17 protein-coding genes and 1 other annotated feature are annotated in these 14,304 nt (G+C 36.1%); all 17 genes read left to right on the top strand.

What is annotated here, in order from left to right; translation table 11 throughout:
* The first annotated feature begins 128 nt into the window (after positions 1-128).
* The 17 genes from AC806_RS08595 (at position 129) to nusB (ending at position 14,256) form a co-directional block, all read left to right on the top strand.
* Positions 129-746 (top strand): GNAT family N-acetyltransferase, encoded by a 618-nt coding sequence (locus tag AC806_RS08595; RefSeq protein ID WP_050989748.1) that lies wholly within the window; start codon positions 129-131, stop codon positions 744-746.
* 152 nt (positions 747-898) lie between these two features.
* Positions 899-972, top strand: a sequence feature (ribosomal protein L21 leader region).
* Positions 973-991: 19 nt separating this feature from the next.
* Positions 992-1,300: a 50S ribosomal protein L21 gene (gene rplU, locus AC806_RS08590; RefSeq protein WP_014124117.1), complete on the top strand. Its 309-nt coding sequence runs from the start codon at positions 992-994 to the stop codon at positions 1,298-1,300.
* Positions 1,301-1,324: 24 nt separating this feature from the next.
* Positions 1,325-1,660: a ribosomal-processing cysteine protease Prp gene (locus AC806_RS08585; protein WP_014124118.1), complete on the top strand. Its 336-nt coding sequence runs from the start codon at positions 1,325-1,327 to the stop codon at positions 1,658-1,660.
* 20 nt (positions 1,661-1,680) lie between these two features.
* On the top strand, positions 1,681-1,974 hold the full coding sequence (rpmA, locus tag AC806_RS08580; protein WP_061840401.1) for a 50S ribosomal protein L27: 294 nt from the start codon (positions 1,681-1,683) through the stop codon (positions 1,972-1,974).
* Between the two features lie 83 nt (positions 1,975-2,057).
* On the top strand, positions 2,058-2,609 hold the full coding sequence (locus tag AC806_RS08575; protein WP_014124120.1) for a GNAT family N-acetyltransferase: 552 nt from the start codon (positions 2,058-2,060) through the stop codon (positions 2,607-2,609).
* A gap of 189 nt (positions 2,610-2,798) precedes the next feature.
* A complete protein-coding gene (locus tag AC806_RS08570) occupies positions 2,799-5,612 on the top strand; it encodes a sigma-54-dependent transcriptional regulator (protein WP_231960488.1) in 2,814 nt (937 codons plus the stop codon).
* A 185-nt stretch (positions 5,613-5,797) separates the two neighbouring features.
* On the top strand, positions 5,798-6,295 hold the full coding sequence (locus AC806_RS08565; protein WP_061840400.1) for a mannose/fructose/sorbose PTS transporter subunit IIB: 498 nt from the start codon (positions 5,798-5,800) through the stop codon (positions 6,293-6,295).
* A gap of 26 nt (positions 6,296-6,321) precedes the next feature.
* Complete coding sequence (locus AC806_RS08560) at positions 6,322-7,326, top strand: mannose/fructose/sorbose PTS transporter subunit IIA (protein ID WP_061840399.1); 1,005 nt, start codon at positions 6,322-6,324, stop codon at positions 7,324-7,326.
* A 26-nt stretch (positions 7,327-7,352) separates the two neighbouring features.
* Entirely contained in the window at positions 7,353-8,168 is an 816-nt protein-coding gene (locus tag AC806_RS08555; RefSeq protein ID WP_061840398.1) for a PTS mannose/fructose/sorbose transporter subunit IIC, read from the top strand.
* Between the two features lie 25 nt (positions 8,169-8,193).
* Complete coding sequence (locus tag AC806_RS08550) at positions 8,194-9,111, top strand: PTS system mannose/fructose/sorbose family transporter subunit IID (RefSeq protein WP_069029141.1); 918 nt, start codon at positions 8,194-8,196, stop codon at positions 9,109-9,111.
* A 129-nt stretch (positions 9,112-9,240) separates the two neighbouring features.
* The gene (locus AC806_RS08545) at positions 9,241-9,627 is read left to right on the top strand and encodes a DUF956 family protein (protein ID WP_014124126.1); all 387 of its coding nucleotides are present in this window, start codon (positions 9,241-9,243) and stop codon (positions 9,625-9,627) included.
* 258 nt (positions 9,628-9,885) lie between these two features.
* The gene (locus AC806_RS08540) at positions 9,886-10,512 is read left to right on the top strand and encodes an NfeD family protein (protein ID WP_061840396.1); all 627 of its coding nucleotides are present in this window, start codon (positions 9,886-9,888) and stop codon (positions 10,510-10,512) included.
* A 4-nt stretch (positions 10,513-10,516) separates the two neighbouring features.
* Positions 10,517-11,494, top strand: a complete 978-nt coding sequence (gene floA, locus AC806_RS08535; protein ID WP_162302218.1) for a flotillin-like protein FloA — start codon at positions 10,517-10,519, stop codon at positions 11,492-11,494.
* 4 nt (positions 11,495-11,498) lie between these two features.
* Positions 11,499-12,029: a hypothetical protein gene (locus tag AC806_RS08530; RefSeq protein ID WP_124175430.1), complete on the top strand. Its 531-nt coding sequence runs from the start codon at positions 11,499-11,501 to the stop codon at positions 12,027-12,029.
* A 194-nt stretch (positions 12,030-12,223) separates the two neighbouring features.
* The gene (locus tag AC806_RS08525) at positions 12,224-13,288 is read left to right on the top strand and encodes a M24 family metallopeptidase (RefSeq protein ID WP_014124130.1); all 1,065 of its coding nucleotides are present in this window, start codon (positions 12,224-12,226) and stop codon (positions 13,286-13,288) included.
* Between the two features lie 100 nt (positions 13,289-13,388).
* Positions 13,389-13,814 (top strand): Asp23/Gls24 family envelope stress response protein, encoded by a 426-nt coding sequence (locus tag AC806_RS08520; RefSeq protein ID WP_014124131.1) that lies wholly within the window; start codon positions 13,389-13,391, stop codon positions 13,812-13,814.
* On the top strand, positions 13,807-14,256 hold the full coding sequence (nusB, locus tag AC806_RS08515) for a transcription antitermination factor NusB (protein ID WP_014124132.1): 450 nt from the start codon (positions 13,807-13,809) through the stop codon (positions 14,254-14,256). Before AC806_RS08520 ends, nusB begins: the two co-directional genes overlap by 8 nt.
* Positions 14,257-14,304 lie beyond the last annotated feature (48 nt).

The following is a 14,304-nucleotide window of genomic DNA, read 5'->3' as shown; positions in this document are numbered from 1 at the left end:
AGCGGTAAGCCTTGATTTATAGGTGCTTATCGCTTTTTTTGTATCAAAAATGTGCCGAATTTTCTTTAAATAATATTTATAATCAATGTGTTTTATGAGAAACTGAAGGAATCAAAGCAGGTGTGAAATTGGAAGACAATAATATCTTTATGTTATGTAAAAAATTTAATAAGTCAGCTTTTAAAGAACTGGATAAAAAGTATATTGTTAGAAATTTAAAGGAATCGGAAATAGAAATATGGAAAACAATTCACTTTGATACCTATGCAGATAAAAAAGATTATCGTTATATAGTAGATGAATATTATAATAATTATTTCTCTGACAGAAAAGATGAATTTTTAAATGCTTGTAAAGTTATCTGTGATGTAAATAATAATATCTTAGGAACTTGTTTTTTATGGAAAATTAGTGCAGGACTATGGTCAATTCAATGGTTTAAAGTGATTAACCAATATGCCAACAAAGGAGTTGGAAGGCAATTACTGTCTTATGTTTTAACTGAAGTTAAACTGGACTTTCCTATAATTTTACATACACATGCAGCTAGTTTTTCTGCTATAAAGTTATATGGTGACTTTGGTTTTGAATTTTTAACCGATAATTATATTGGTTCTAGAAAAAACGGTTTAAATGACTCGTTCGACTTAATAAGAAAGAATATAAAATTAAAAGAATTTCATTTTACTTCTCTTTCTGATTCAGAAAGAGAAGTGTTAGCTTCTTTTGATAGTGAAGACTTTTAAAGTATTTAGTATATAGTTAATAAAAGAAATACTAATATGTTTTATAGACAATACTAAGCTTTTTCAACTCGCGTTAGCCGTCTTTTTTCAACTTTTCATTGACGAATTCTTTGCTTTTTGATAAAGTAAGTATGTTGTAATTGTGGGCTTTCCTACAGCTACAACCGCTCTGAGCAAGTTTTAAGTGCTATGATAGCCGCTTGGGATGGCGAGTCTAAGTTTATTATTCAAGGAGGTGCACAGGTATGTACGCGATTATTAAAACAGGTGGAAAACAATATAAAGTTGAAGAAAACCAACCGATCTACATCGAAAAATTAGATGCTGAGGCTGGGGAAAAGGTGACCTTTGATGAAGTTGTTTTAGTTGGTGGCGATACGACAAAAGTTGGTAGTCCACTAGTTGAAGGAGCAAGTGTTGAAGGTACAGTTGATAAGCATGGCAAGCAAAAGAAAGTTGTCACTTATAAATACAAACCTAAGAAAAGTTCACACCGTAAACAAGGCCATCGTCAACCTTATACTAAGGTAACGATCAATGTAATCAATGCATAATTTAAGTATAAGCAGGAGCTTACAATGATTAAAGGTACTTTCAAGCGTGACAGTTCTGGAAGGATTACTTCCTATGAGATAACAGGTCATGCAAATGCAGGTGAATACGGATATGATATTGTGTGTGCAGCGGTTTCTGTTTTAGCAATTAGCACAGTTAATGGTATTGATTCATTAGCTGGTATTGAGCCGACTGTTCAGTCAGAGGAAGAAAATGGCGGTTATTTATACGTCGAAGTTCCTTCAGACAATACACAAGAACAATCCAACATTGTGCAGATATTATTAGAAAACTTATTGCTTGGTATGCAATCTGTTCAAGAGCAATATAATGACTATGTTCAATTAGAAACAACTTAATAATTTGGGAGGTGCATCGTATGTTGATGACAATGAATTTACAATTATTCGCACACAAAAAAGGTGGCGGTTCAACAGCTAACGGACGTGACTCTGAATCAAAACGTTTGGGTGCTAAACGTGCTGACGGTCAAACTGTTACTGGCGGATCAATCCTTTATCGCCAACGCGGAACAAGAATTTATCCAGGCGTTAACGTGGGTAAAGGCGGAGACGATACTTTGTTTGCAAAAATTGATGGTACTGTACGTTTTGAACGTTTAGGCCGCGAAAAAAAACGAGTTTCTGTTTATCCAGTTGCTCAAGAAGCGTAAATAAGAACAAAACAGCTTGATTTCTAAAAATGAAATCAGGCTGTTTTATTTTTTAGAGGATTTTATTATTAGGAGGTTTTATAATGAGGGATGATGTAATAACAATTAGAAAAGCGACAGCTGAGGATGCTAGTGAAATTCTAGCGATTTATGCACCTTATGTAGCAGAAACTACGATTTCATTTGAGCAGCAAGTTCTAGAAGTTGCAGAATTTGCTACACGTATTACTAAGACTTTGCCTGATTATCCTTATTATGTTGCTCAAGATAATAAACAAAATATTTTAGGTTATGCTTATGCGGGTGCTTATAATTCACGTGTTTGTTATAATTTAACAGCAGAAATTAGTATATATGTAAAAAAAGATGTTGCACATAGAGGTGTGGGGACAACTTTATATGAAGTGTTGGAAGAACAATTAAAAAGGCAACATGTGGTTAATCTGTTATCAATTATTGCCGTGGGTAATCAACAAAGTGAGCAATTTCATATCAAACAAGGTTTTGAACAAGTTGGTTATTTTCCTCATGTAGGGTATAAATTTGACCGCTGGCTAGATGTGATTTGGATGCAAAAAACACTTCAGACAAATTTATGTTACCCAGGAGACTTTATCCCGTTTTCTGAATTTTAAGAGACAATTTGTTAAGTGTATAATAGGAAAAAAGCTTTTAAAGTAAAAATTAGTTATCTTTGTTTTTCAATTAATTTAGTAGCGAGGGATATATTTATTTACACTAATTGGTAATGATGAACAAAAGAAGGTATAATAAAAAAAGATGATGTGGAATTATTGTTTGGGTTTTGAAACGAGGTGAAAATCGTGAATAAAAGAATGGAAAAAATTTACCAATACATAGCACAAAAAAATAATTCTGGCACGAAAAGTGAGCCAACGGCAGTAACTACAAGTGAAATTGCTCAAGCATTGGCTATTCAAAGAAGCAATGCTAGTAAAGATTTAAATCAGTTGGTACGTGATGAGAAAATAATTAAAACAGACAGTCGGCCAGTTAAATATTTTTTAAATCAAGATATGTCTGAAGAAAAATATGTAAAAAGCTATAAACAAGAACGGGAACCTCGAAAAAAGCAACAACCACAACATGTTCAGTCATCATTTGTTTCAAGAGAGGATATTTTCTCCAATATTATTGGAATCAACGGTAGTATGAAAAATGCTGGTGAACAAGCAAAAGCAGCGATTTTATATCCTCCTAGAGGGTTGAATTGTTTGATTACAGGTCCAACAGGCTCGGGGAAAACCTACTTTGCTCATGCGATGTTTCAATTTGCTAAAGCTAATAATGTTATTGCTAGAAATAAAGAACTCATTGTTTTTAATTGTGCCGATTATGCCAATAATCCAGAACTTTTGATGAGCCATTTGTTTGGTTATGCCAAAGGCGCTTTTACGGGTGCAGATGAAGAGAAAACTGGCGTTATTGACCAGGCTGATCAAAGTATGCTTTTTCTAGATGAAATCCACCGTTTGCCGCCTGAAGGTCAAGAGATGATTTTCTATTTTATGGATCATGGAACTTATAGTCGTTTAGGTGAAACAGGCAAACATCATTCTGCTGAAGTTCGAATTATTGGTGCGACGACCGAAGATCCTAATTCTACGCTTTTGGATACCTTTGTTCGCCGAATACCGATAAACATTCAACTACCTTCTTTTGTATCACGTCCTGCTTTTGAAAAAGTTGATTTAGTCAAGGTAATGGTTTCTCATGAAGCACATCGTATTCAACGTACGATTTCATTAACTGAAGATGTGGTTAAAGCATTAATTGGTAGTGTTAGTTATGGGAATATCGGACAATTAAAATCAAATGTTCAACTTGTTTGTGCAAGAGGATTTTTGAATCATATGCATGAAGAACAAATTGATATTACTATTGAAGATGTGCCAGAAGGGATCCGTTCAGGATTAATTTTGTTAGCTGATAATCGAGGGACATCGACAGAGCTTTCGCAAAACCTTGAATCAAAATTAGTTATCCAGCCCAATGAAGATAGCTTGAATATTCAAGCAGATTCTTATGAATTACCTTATAATTTATATGATATTATCGGAGATAAAGCGGAGTTATTAAAATCAGATGGCATCGATCAAGAAACGATTAATCATTTTATTTCAACCGATATCAATGTTCATTTAAAATCATTTTATAAAGATCACGGTTTTTCTTTTTATGCAGATAATAAATTAAGTGAGTTTGTTGACCGTAAAATTATTGAATTGACCAACCGGATTTATACGATGGTAACCGATCGTTTGGGAAATGATTTTCAATCTAATTTCGTCTACGCAATGAGCTTACATATTAGTTCTTTTCTTAAAAAACTGCAATTAGGTGAAAAGCGAGAAGTTAATGATAATATTAGAGAAATGGTTACTGCTTATCCGCAAGAACTAGAACTAGCTAAAGAGATCCAACAATATATTGGGAAATGGTTTAATATTTTAATTCCTGAAAGCGAGATTTACTACTTGGCTGTTTTGCTGGTTTCTTTAAGAAGTGCCTCTCAAGTGGGAAGAATAGGCGTCGTTGTAGGAGCTCATGGGAATAGTACAGCAACGAGTATGGTGGATGTGGTGAAACAATTATTAGATATTGAACAAGTAGCGGCAGTGGATATGCCTTTGGATATGCCCCCTAAGATTGCTTTAGAAAAACTAAAGCAAGCGGTGCTTTCTGTTCATGAAGGCAGTGGTGTCTTGTTATTGGTAGATATGGGCTCTTTAGTGACCTTTAATGAAAAAATTCAAAGAGACACAGGGGTGTTTGTTCGAACAATTGATATGGTAACAACACCGCTTGTATTAGAATCTGCTCGTAAAGCTTCTGTTTTTGGCACCAGTCTAGACGACCTTTATGAATCGTTAAAAAACTTTCACGGTTACAGTTTAGATTTGCTACCTACAACTTTAACAGAAAACCATCTACCTAAAGCAATCCTTGCCATTTGTGCTTCTGGCGAGGGGACGGCTGTTCATATAAAGAAAATGATTCAAGCAACGCTTAATAAAAAACAAATGACAGATATTGAGGTCCTTACTATTTCAGCTGTGGATTTAAATCAACAATTATCTAAAATTCAACAGCAGTATCAGGTGATTGCAACCACTGGAGTAGTCGATCCGCAATTGGCAGCTCCTTTTATTACATTGGAGAACTTTATTACACAAAATACCGATGAATTGATTGATAAATTATTGTTAAATAATCAGAAGCTAATTTCTGAAGAGCCGCTATCTTTTAACGAAGTGGAGACTAAAGATGTTTGCCTGAATTATTTAGAAAAAAACTTCACTTTTTTAAATCCGCAGAAATTAATCGCACCTTTATTGCAATTTACTGAAGAAATTATGGATAATTGGCAAATCCCTAGAAAAGAACAAGGTTTTTGTATTAATTTTCTTTTACATGCAGCGGGGATGGTCGAACGAGTAGTGCTACAACAACCTTTGACAGTATCTGAAGATGAGAAAGTGGGATTGCAAAATAATTCAGAATATGAAGCACTACATCTTCAAGTAACCTCATTGAGCAGAGTTTTAAATTTAAATTTCCCTGTGTCCGAAGAGTTTTACTTATTGGAGCTAATCAAACGGCAAGAAAAAGAGTAAATATGCTGAAAATACACTAAGAGATACACTAACGACACTGTATCTCTTAGTGTATTTTTTAATTTGTTTTAAAATCCTGTTATGTAAGTAGTGTATCTTTATTTTTTGGCACATAAATTGCTTCTAAATGAATGAAGGAGGTGTGGTAACTGATAAATCAATGAAATTAAGGAGGCGGTCAAAATTTGGATATCCGTTTAGCGCGTATAGACGACCGGTTAATTCATGGACAGGTCACTACATCATGGACTAAACGAACCGATATTAATCGTATTATCGTGGTCAGTGATACTGTTGCGTTTGACCATCTGAGCAAATTCCTTTTGCAACAAGCTGCGCCACCAGGAATAAACGCCAATGTCGTGACAGTAACTAAAATGTTAGAAGCGTATAATAGTGCGTTGTTCCAATCACAAAAAGTTATGCTATTATTCACCAATCCGCAAGATGTAGAAAGATTAGTGCGCGGAGGAATCGTATTGAAATCATTAAATATCGGTGGGATGCGTTTTGAAAATGGGAAGCAGATGGTGACAAATTTTGTTTCGGTAGATGAAAAGGACCAAGCTTCTTTTCATTATCTGGCTAAACAAGGAATTGAATTGGAAGTTCGCAAAGTTCCAACTGATCGCAAAATTAATTTAGTTGATTTGTTGGATAAAAAAGAAAGAACAAAACAATAAAAAATTGTAAATTAGGGGGTAAAAAAATGGTAGGAATCATCCTAGCAAGTCACGGGGACTTCGCCGATGGTATTTTGGAGTCAGCGACCATGATTTTTGGCGAACAAGAAAATGTTGCTTCTTGTGTGTTAAAGCCAAGTGAAGGCCCAGATGATATAAAGAAAAAAATGGAAGACGCTATTCACTCATTTGATGATCAAGAAGAAATTCTTTTTTTGATTGATTTATGGGGCGGTACGCCATTTAACCAAGCGAATAGTTTGTTTGAAGAACACAAAGATAAATGGACCATCGTAGCAGGCATGAATTTACCGATGGTGATCGAAGCTTTTGCTTCTCGTCTTTCTATGGACTCTGCCCAACAAATTGCAACGGCTATCATCCCTAGCGCAACCGATGGGGTCAAAATAAAACCAGAAGAACTGGCACCAGCTGGAGGTAATGATCAAGCAGCGGACGATACGGGCGCACCAGAAGAACCTAAAGGCTCCTTACCTGAAGGAACAGTTGTTGGCGATGGTAAAATAGAATATGTATTAGCGCGTATTGACTCTCGTTTATTACATGGGCAAGTTGCGACAAACTGGGCCAAGGCAACAAATCCCAACCGGATTATTGTTGTTAGTGATGCTGTTGCGCAAGATAGCTTGCGTAAAAGTTTAATCGAACAAGCAGCGCCACCAGGAGTAAAAGCAAATGTTATTCCGATCGATAAAATGATCGAAGTAGATAAAGATCCACGCTTTGGTAAAACAAGAGCTTTATTGCTTTTTGAAAATCCTGAAGATATGCTAAGAGCAATTGAAGGTGGCATGGACGTTCACGAGGTTAATATCGGTTCTATGGCCCACTCTAAGGGAAAAGTTGTAGTCAATAATGTTATTTCAATGGATGAAACAGATATTGAATCTTATGAACGTATGGAAGAATTGGGCGTGCAATTTGATGTACGTAAAGTACCAAGTGATTCAAGCGGGCGCCTGAATGATTTGCTTAAAAAAGCGAAAGCTGGCTTACAAAATGCCAAATAAAAAAGTAAAGACTTAGGAGGTTTATTATGTCAGATTTAAATGCAATTCAGATGATATTGGTCGTAGTTGTTGCATTTTTTGCTGGTATGGATGGAATTTTGGACCAATTTCAATTTCACCAACCATTAGTTGCATGTACCTTGATTGGACTTGTAACCGGCAATTTAGAAATTTGTGTTATGTTAGGCGGTTCATTGCAAATGATCGCTCTAGGATGGGCGAACGTTGGTGCGGCTGTAGCTCCGGATGCTGCATTGGCGTCAGTAGCTTCTGCTATTATCTTAGTTTTAGGTGGACAACAACAAAGTGGTATCTCAACTTCAATCGCTGTTGCCATTCCTTTAGCTGTAGCGGGTCTATTTTTGACAATGATCGTTCGTACACTTGCAGTTCCAGTTGTTCATGGGATGGACAAGGCAGCCGAATCAGGAAGTTATCGTAAAATTGAATTGTTGCATATTTTAGCGGTTTGTATGCAAGGATTGCGTATTGCTCTTCCAGCAGGTGCTTTGCTATTTATTCCTGCAACCACTTTTCGCCAGTTCTTAGAATCAATGCCTCAATGGTTGACTGACGGTATGGAAATCGGTGGTGGCATGGTTGTTGCTGTTGGTTACGCAATGGTTATCAATATGATGTCTAGTCGTGAGGTATGGCCGTTCTTTATCTTAGGTTTTGCTATTGCGGCAGTTACTGATTTAACATTGATCGCAATTGGTGCCATTGGTATTGCTTTAGCACTTATTTATATCTCGCTTTCAAAACAAGGTGGTTCTTCCGCAGGTGGAGGAAGCAATGGTGGATCTGGTGATCCTCTAGGCGATATACTCAATGATTACTAAAACTGATAAAAGGAGGAGATAACTCATGGCGGAAGAAAAAATTAAATTATCAAAAAGAGATCGTTTAAATGTTGCATGGCGTAATACCTTTGCCCAAGGTTCATGGAACTATGAACGTATGCAAAATGGTGGTTTTGTTTATGCGATGATCCCGGCAATCAAGAAATTATATTCAGATAAAGAAGATCGTAAATTAGCATTACAGCGTCACTTGGAATTTTATAATACGCACCCATATTTAACTGCACCGGTACTTGGTGTAACTTTAGCGATGGAAGAAGAACGTGCTAGTGGCGCACCGATTGATGATGTTGCGATTCAAGGTGTGAAAGTCGGAATGATGGGGCCTTTAGCAGGGGTTGGAGATCCAGTATTTTGGTTTACTGTTCGACCAATGTTAGGTGCTTTAGGTGCTTCATTAGCAATTGGCGGTAATATTATGGGACCAATCATTTTTTTCGTAGCTTGGAACGTTATTCGTTGGGCTTTCTTATGGTACACACAAGAATTTGGTTATAAAGCAGGTTCAGCGATTACAGATGACTTGTCAGGTGGATTGCTACAAGATGTTACAAGAGGTGCTTCAATCTTAGGGATGTTTGTGTTGGCTTCGCTGGTAGAAAGATGGGTAAACATCGACTTTCAGCCAGTAGTTTCTCGGACACCTCTGCAAGAAGGAGCTTACGTTGACTGGGACAGTATCTCGATGTCCCCAGAAGGCTTACAATCTGCTTTCCAACAAGTAGAAGAAGAAGGAAGAGCTTTATCGAGTACTGAAGTAACGACATTACAAGACAACTTAGACGAATTGATTCCTGGTCTAGCGGGTCTATTGTTGACTTTCTTGTGTATGTGGTTATTACGTAAAAATGTTTCACCAATTATCATCATTTTAGGGCTCTTTGTTTTTGGTGTTGTTGGTCACGTAATTGGCTTGCTATAATATTTTATAAAAAAGTGGACAAAAACAGCATTCCAAAAGTTTTTGTTTTTGGGCCTGGCCTGTTTTTGTCCTATCTTTTTGTACATAAAAATGATCCATGCTAAAATTACAAGTGAGGTGGAACTGTACATGGTACAATCATTAAACACAAAAATAGATTTAACAATGGACGCGACATCTTTTGTAGGTTTAGCTAAATATGGCCAAGTTTTAATCGGAGACAAGGCGTTTGAGTTTTATAATACAAAAAATGCACAGGATTACATTCAAATTCCCTGGGAAGAGGTGGACTATGTGGTCGCCAGTGTCTTATTTAAAGGGAAATGGATTCCGCGTTATGCTATAGAAACAAAAAAAGATGGGACTTTTAATTTTGCTTCAAAAGACACTAAAAAAGTTTTACGCGCTATGCGACCTTACGTTGCTTATGATCATATGGTACAAGCAAACAGTTTTTTCAAAGTAATTAAAAGAGGATTGCTTTCTTTCGGAAAGAAAAAGAAGCGTTCAAGATGAAAGGGAATATTTTTTATTAGCTCATAAGAAAAACTTATTTTTCTTATGAGCTTTTTTCTTAATAGTTAAAATAACTCTCTGCAATTATTGGTCAATGTGGTTTTACTATAAATTGTCTCAGCGTAAATAAGGGAGACAATCGCTGCTCTTATTTAAACTTCTGGCAAAAATAGCAATACATTCTTGAAAAAACATGATATGATAAATATGTGAGTAGTTGTAGGAAATATGTAGATAAAGATAAAGGAGGCAAGAACTATGGAAAGTTTGTTGCTCACGATCGGGTTTATTGGTTTAGCGTTAGCTGTATTAACACCGCTTACTAAAATTGCCTCTCTTGTGACACTTGCTAGTTTTACTGTTTACTTTTACGCTATCGGGGTAGAAAATTGGATTCCTCTTGTGTTATTTATTTTCGGGTTACTTTTAATTGTTTTCGAAATTTTCATACCAGAATTTGGAATAACGGGCGTATTAGGTGCTATTTTACTAATAGCTGGTTTGTATTGGACAGTTGGGGATTTAATGCAGACGATTCGAGATTTGAGTATGGCCGTTATTATCACAACTGCTTTGGTAGTATATTTGGGAAAAAGAGGCTACTCCTTGACGAATGTGAATAAACTGGTCTTACAAACAGATTTGCCTGCTGGTAGTAAAACTAAGACAGATGATCAGTCACCCAACCTGTATCCAGGCCTAACTGGAACAGCAAAAACACCATTAAGACCTTCGGGAAAAGCAACTTTTGATGAAGAAGAAGGACCAACGTTTGACGTTTTAAGTACTGAAGAATTTATTTTAATGGGAACGCCTATTGTTATTGAAAAAATTCAAGGGACAAAGATTTTAGTAAGAAGTCAAAAAATGAAGGATGGAGGATAAATTTATGAATGATTTACAATTTGGGGGCGGCTTTATCGGGATAGTGATTGCTGCTATTCTTATTGTTATTTTGCTGATCATTTTCTTGCGGTTTGTACCTGTTGGATTATGGGTTACAGCATACTTTTCAGGTGTGAAGGTTGGTATCGGTACTTTGATTGGCATGCGGTTGCGTCGGGTCAACCCGCATCGGATCATTCGTCCACTAATCAAAGCCACAAAAGCCGGATTGTCACTTTCAACGAATCAACTAGAAGCGCACTATTTAGCTGGTGGGAATGTAGACAGAGTGATCGATGCATTGATCGCTTCACAACGAGCAGAGATCGATCTGGAATTTGAAAAAGCGGCGGCGATTGATTTAGCAGGACGGGATGTTTTTGAAGCAGTTCAAGTTTCTGTAAATCCTAAAGTAATTGAAACACCTAAAGTGTCAGCTGTAGCTCAAAACGGGATTGAACTTATCGTAAAAGCTAAAGTAACCGTTCGTGCAAACATTGAACGTTTAGTTGGTGGTGCTGGCGAAGATACAATTATTGCTCGTGTGGGTGAAGGAATTGTTACTACGGTTGGTTCTTCTGAAAAGCACGAAGAGGTATTAGAAAATCCAGATTCTATGTCACAAACGGTCTTGAAAAAGGGGCTTGATTCAGGAACTGCTTTTGAAATCTTATCTATTGATATTGCAGATGTAGATGTAGGCCGTAATATTGGTGCGCAATTACAAACGGATCAATCTGAAGCCGATAAGAACATCGCGCAAGCAAAAGCTGAAGAACGTCGTTCCATGGCAATTGCTCAAGAACAAGAAATGCGTGCAGAAGTGGTACAAGCTGAATCCAAAGTTCCATTAGCGATGGCCGAAGCTTTACGTCAAGGAAATTTAGGTGTTATGGATTATTACAAACTGCAAAATGTCGAATCAGATACTGAAATGAGAAAGTCTATTTCAGGTCAAGCAGATCAGTCAGAAAATGAGTGATTCTATGTTTAATTTTTTGGATTCAATGATTCAGTTTCTCTTAGATAATCTTGGGTTAATTATTGTTTTGCTTTTGTTTGTGGTGAATCTGGGAAGGAAGCGAAATTCGAAAAAACAAAGAAAGCAAAATCATAGTGATAAAAAGGCTTCTTCTTCACAAGACGGTTCTAACAAAAGCAATAGGAAAGGAGCCACAAGTCAAATGAACAAAGAGTCACAACAAGCAAAACAAAAGAGGAATGCCAATAGACAGCGTAATCGGCAAACAGAAACTGTTAATCAAAAAAATGTAGCTAAAACGACACAACAAAAACCAGAACGAATTAGACAACAACGAGCAAATGTTGCACAAACTAGCCGTGATTCTTTGAATAAACGACAAACGATAAAATCAGCCAATCAGCTTAGTTCAAAAAAGCCTAGCACAAAGAAACAGTCAAAAAAGGCTTATCTTGGGAAAAAGAATTTAGTAAATGCTATGATCTACAAGGAAATATTAGATAAACCGCTAAGTTTACGAGATGAAAATAAATAAAAATAACCGAACTATGTTTGATGAGATTTATTGTCGAAAAATTACGACAAACTTCTACTGGAGTGTTTAAATATCTCTATTCATAGTTCGGTTATTTCGTCTGTTTATCATTTATGGATAAATTTAACTCGTTTAACTTATTAGTGAAGTTTGCTATAATAAAAAAGAACTCACACGGAAAGAAGGAAATAAATATGTCACGGTTAGCTCGTTTGAGAGAAAAGATGAGTCAAGAAGAAATAGATGGCTTTTTAATTACCAGCCCGTATAATTTACGCTACTTTACAAACTTTACAGGAACCACAGGCTTAGCGCTTGTAACCAAAGAGCAAGCTTTTTTTGTTACAGATTTTAGATATACACAACAAGCCGCTAAACAAGCTCAAGAATTTGAGATCGTAAAAAATAGTGGTAATATTTTTGCTAAAGTAGCCGAACTTGTCGAAAAGAATGCAGTGCACGCTCTTGCTTTTGAAGAAGATTATATCAGTTTTTCTGAATATAGTTTGTTAGAAGAGTTAATAACTGAAAGTTCACTAGTACCTGTTTCGGGACTTCTGGAAAGTTTAAGAGAAGTTAAAGACGACCAGGAAATTGCAAGGATTAAACAAGCCTGCAGTATTGCCGATCAAGCATTTGATCATATATTGAAAATGGTTCAACCAGGAATGACTGAAATTGAAATCGCGAATCAATTAGACTTTTTCATGCGCTCATTAGGTGCTAGCGGTGTTTCATTTGAAACCATCGTAGCTTCTGGAGTACGCTCTGCTATGCCTCATGGTGTGGCAAGTAATAAGACAATTGAACAAGGCGATATCATTACAATAGACTTTGGTTGTTATTATGAAGGCTATGTTTCTGATATGACCCGGACGTTTGCTATTGGTGATCCGGGAGAACAATTAAAAGAAATTTATCAAATTGTACTAGATGCTCAATTGAAAGTAATTGAAGCAGCTAAACCTGGTGTGAGTGGTATCGAATTAGATGCTGTTGCTCGTGATTACATCGCCTCATTTGGTTATGGGGAAGCTTTTGGTCACTCAACCGGGCATGGTATTGGTTTAGATATTCATGAAGGACCTAATGTTTCAATGCGAGCTGATAAAACATTTGTGCCTGGAAATGTCATTACCGATGAACCGGGTATTTATTTGCCAGATGTTGGTGGCGTCAGAATTGAAGATGATTTATTAATTACTTCTACTGGAAATGAAATATTAACACAGTCGCCAAAAGAGCTGATTATTTTATAAATTTTTCAATTTTTGGCGTTTGAAAAGTTTTAACATAGCTTATCTAATAATTAAATGATAAACTAAAAATGAAAAGCAATCCTAAAATGGAGGAATCTAAATGGCTGATGAAAAGAATTTTGTTTTAGATGCAAATCAAGAACTAGGAGAAATTGTGATTGCTCCTGAGGTGATCGAAGTGGTCATCGGTATTGCTGCTTCAAAAGTTGAAGGCGTCTATCGTATGCAAGGCAATTTCGCTAATAATGTTACTGAATTTTTGGGGCGTTCTACTTATGGTAAAGGCGTCTATTTAACAATGGACGAAACTGGAATTAAAGTTGATATCTATACTTACATGAAATATGGCGTTTCTGTTCCTAAAGTAGCAATGGATATACAAAACCGAGTAAAACAACAAGTCTTGTTTATGACAGATGTGGAACTTGCTGAAGTAAATATTCATGTTGTGGCAGTTATTCCAGAAAAAACGGAACAGTTGGATTTAGACGATTTTTTTGAAAATGATGAGGAAGAAAATGAGTAAAGAACTATCAAGACATGAGATAAGGAAAAAAGCAGTGCAGGCTTTATTTCCACTAGATATAAATCAATCGTTAGCTAAAAAAGATGCAATTGATGCAGCACTAGAATTAGAAAACAGTGAAATCGTTGATAAAGCGCAAGAAAATTTTGTTCCGCCATATTTAGATCTCTTAGTTACAGGGGTTTGTGAAAAAAAAGCGGAACTTGATGAAAGAATAAAAAACCATTTACGTAAAGGATGGCGTCTTGAAAGGCTATCTAAAATGGATTTAGTTGTTTTACGCATTGCTTTATTTGAAATGTTGTATGTAAATGATACCCCTAATAGAGTCGCATTGAATGAAGCAATCGAATTAACAAAAACTTTCAGCGATGAAAATTCGCATAAATTTGTCAACGGTATTTTATCGGCAGTAAATACGGAAATTGAGGCTAGCTTGTGAGGCTAGCTTCTTTTATTTAAAAGTAAAGTTATGCTAAAATAAAAAGAT

The sequence above is a fragment of the Tetragenococcus halophilus genome (genome assembly GCF_001712815.1).
GTDB lineage: Bacteria > Bacillota > Bacilli > Lactobacillales > Enterococcaceae > Tetragenococcus > Tetragenococcus halophilus.
The sequence above is the reverse complement of the archived record's forward strand: the minus strand, read 5'-3'. Positions and strand labels throughout refer to the sequence as shown.

Excerpts from the sequence above, each read along its gene's own strand:
- AC806_RS08560 (WP_061840399.1), top strand. The coding sequence starts at position 6,322 with ATGGTAGGAATCATCCTAGCAAGTCACGGGGACTTCGCCGATGGTATT.
- AC806_RS08520 (WP_014124131.1), top strand. The coding sequence starts at position 13,389 with ATGGCTGATGAAAAGAATTTTGTTTTAGATGCAAATCAAGAACTAGGA.
- AC806_RS08525 (WP_014124130.1), top strand. The coding sequence starts at position 12,224 with ATGTCACGGTTAGCTCGTTTGAGAGAAAAGATGAGTCAAGAAGAAATA.
- rpmA (WP_061840401.1), top strand. The coding sequence starts at position 1,681 with ATGTTGATGACAATGAATTTACAATTATTCGCACACAAAAAAGGTGGC.
- AC806_RS08550 (WP_069029141.1), top strand. The coding sequence starts at position 8,194 with ATGGCGGAAGAAAAAATTAAATTATCAAAAAGAGATCGTTTAAATGTT.
- AC806_RS08585 (WP_014124118.1), top strand. The coding sequence starts at position 1,325 with ATGATTAAAGGTACTTTCAAGCGTGACAGTTCTGGAAGGATTACTTCC.
- AC806_RS08530 (WP_124175430.1), top strand. The coding sequence starts at position 11,499 with ATGTTTAATTTTTTGGATTCAATGATTCAGTTTCTCTTAGATAATCTT.
- AC806_RS08555 (WP_061840398.1), top strand. The coding sequence starts at position 7,353 with ATGTCAGATTTAAATGCAATTCAGATGATATTGGTCGTAGTTGTTGCA.
- AC806_RS08545 (WP_014124126.1), top strand. The coding sequence starts at position 9,241 with ATGGTACAATCATTAAACACAAAAATAGATTTAACAATGGACGCGACA.
- rplU (WP_014124117.1), top strand. The coding sequence starts at position 992 with ATGTACGCGATTATTAAAACAGGTGGAAAACAATATAAAGTTGAAGAA.
- AC806_RS08540 (WP_061840396.1), top strand. The coding sequence starts at position 9,886 with ATGGAAAGTTTGTTGCTCACGATCGGGTTTATTGGTTTAGCGTTAGCT.
- floA (WP_162302218.1), top strand. The coding sequence starts at position 10,517 with ATGAATGATTTACAATTTGGGGGCGGCTTTATCGGGATAGTGATTGCT.
- nusB (WP_014124132.1), top strand. The coding sequence starts at position 13,807 with ATGAGTAAAGAACTATCAAGACATGAGATAAGGAAAAAAGCAGTGCAG.
- AC806_RS08575 (WP_014124120.1), top strand. The coding sequence starts at position 2,058 with ATGAGGGATGATGTAATAACAATTAGAAAAGCGACAGCTGAGGATGCT.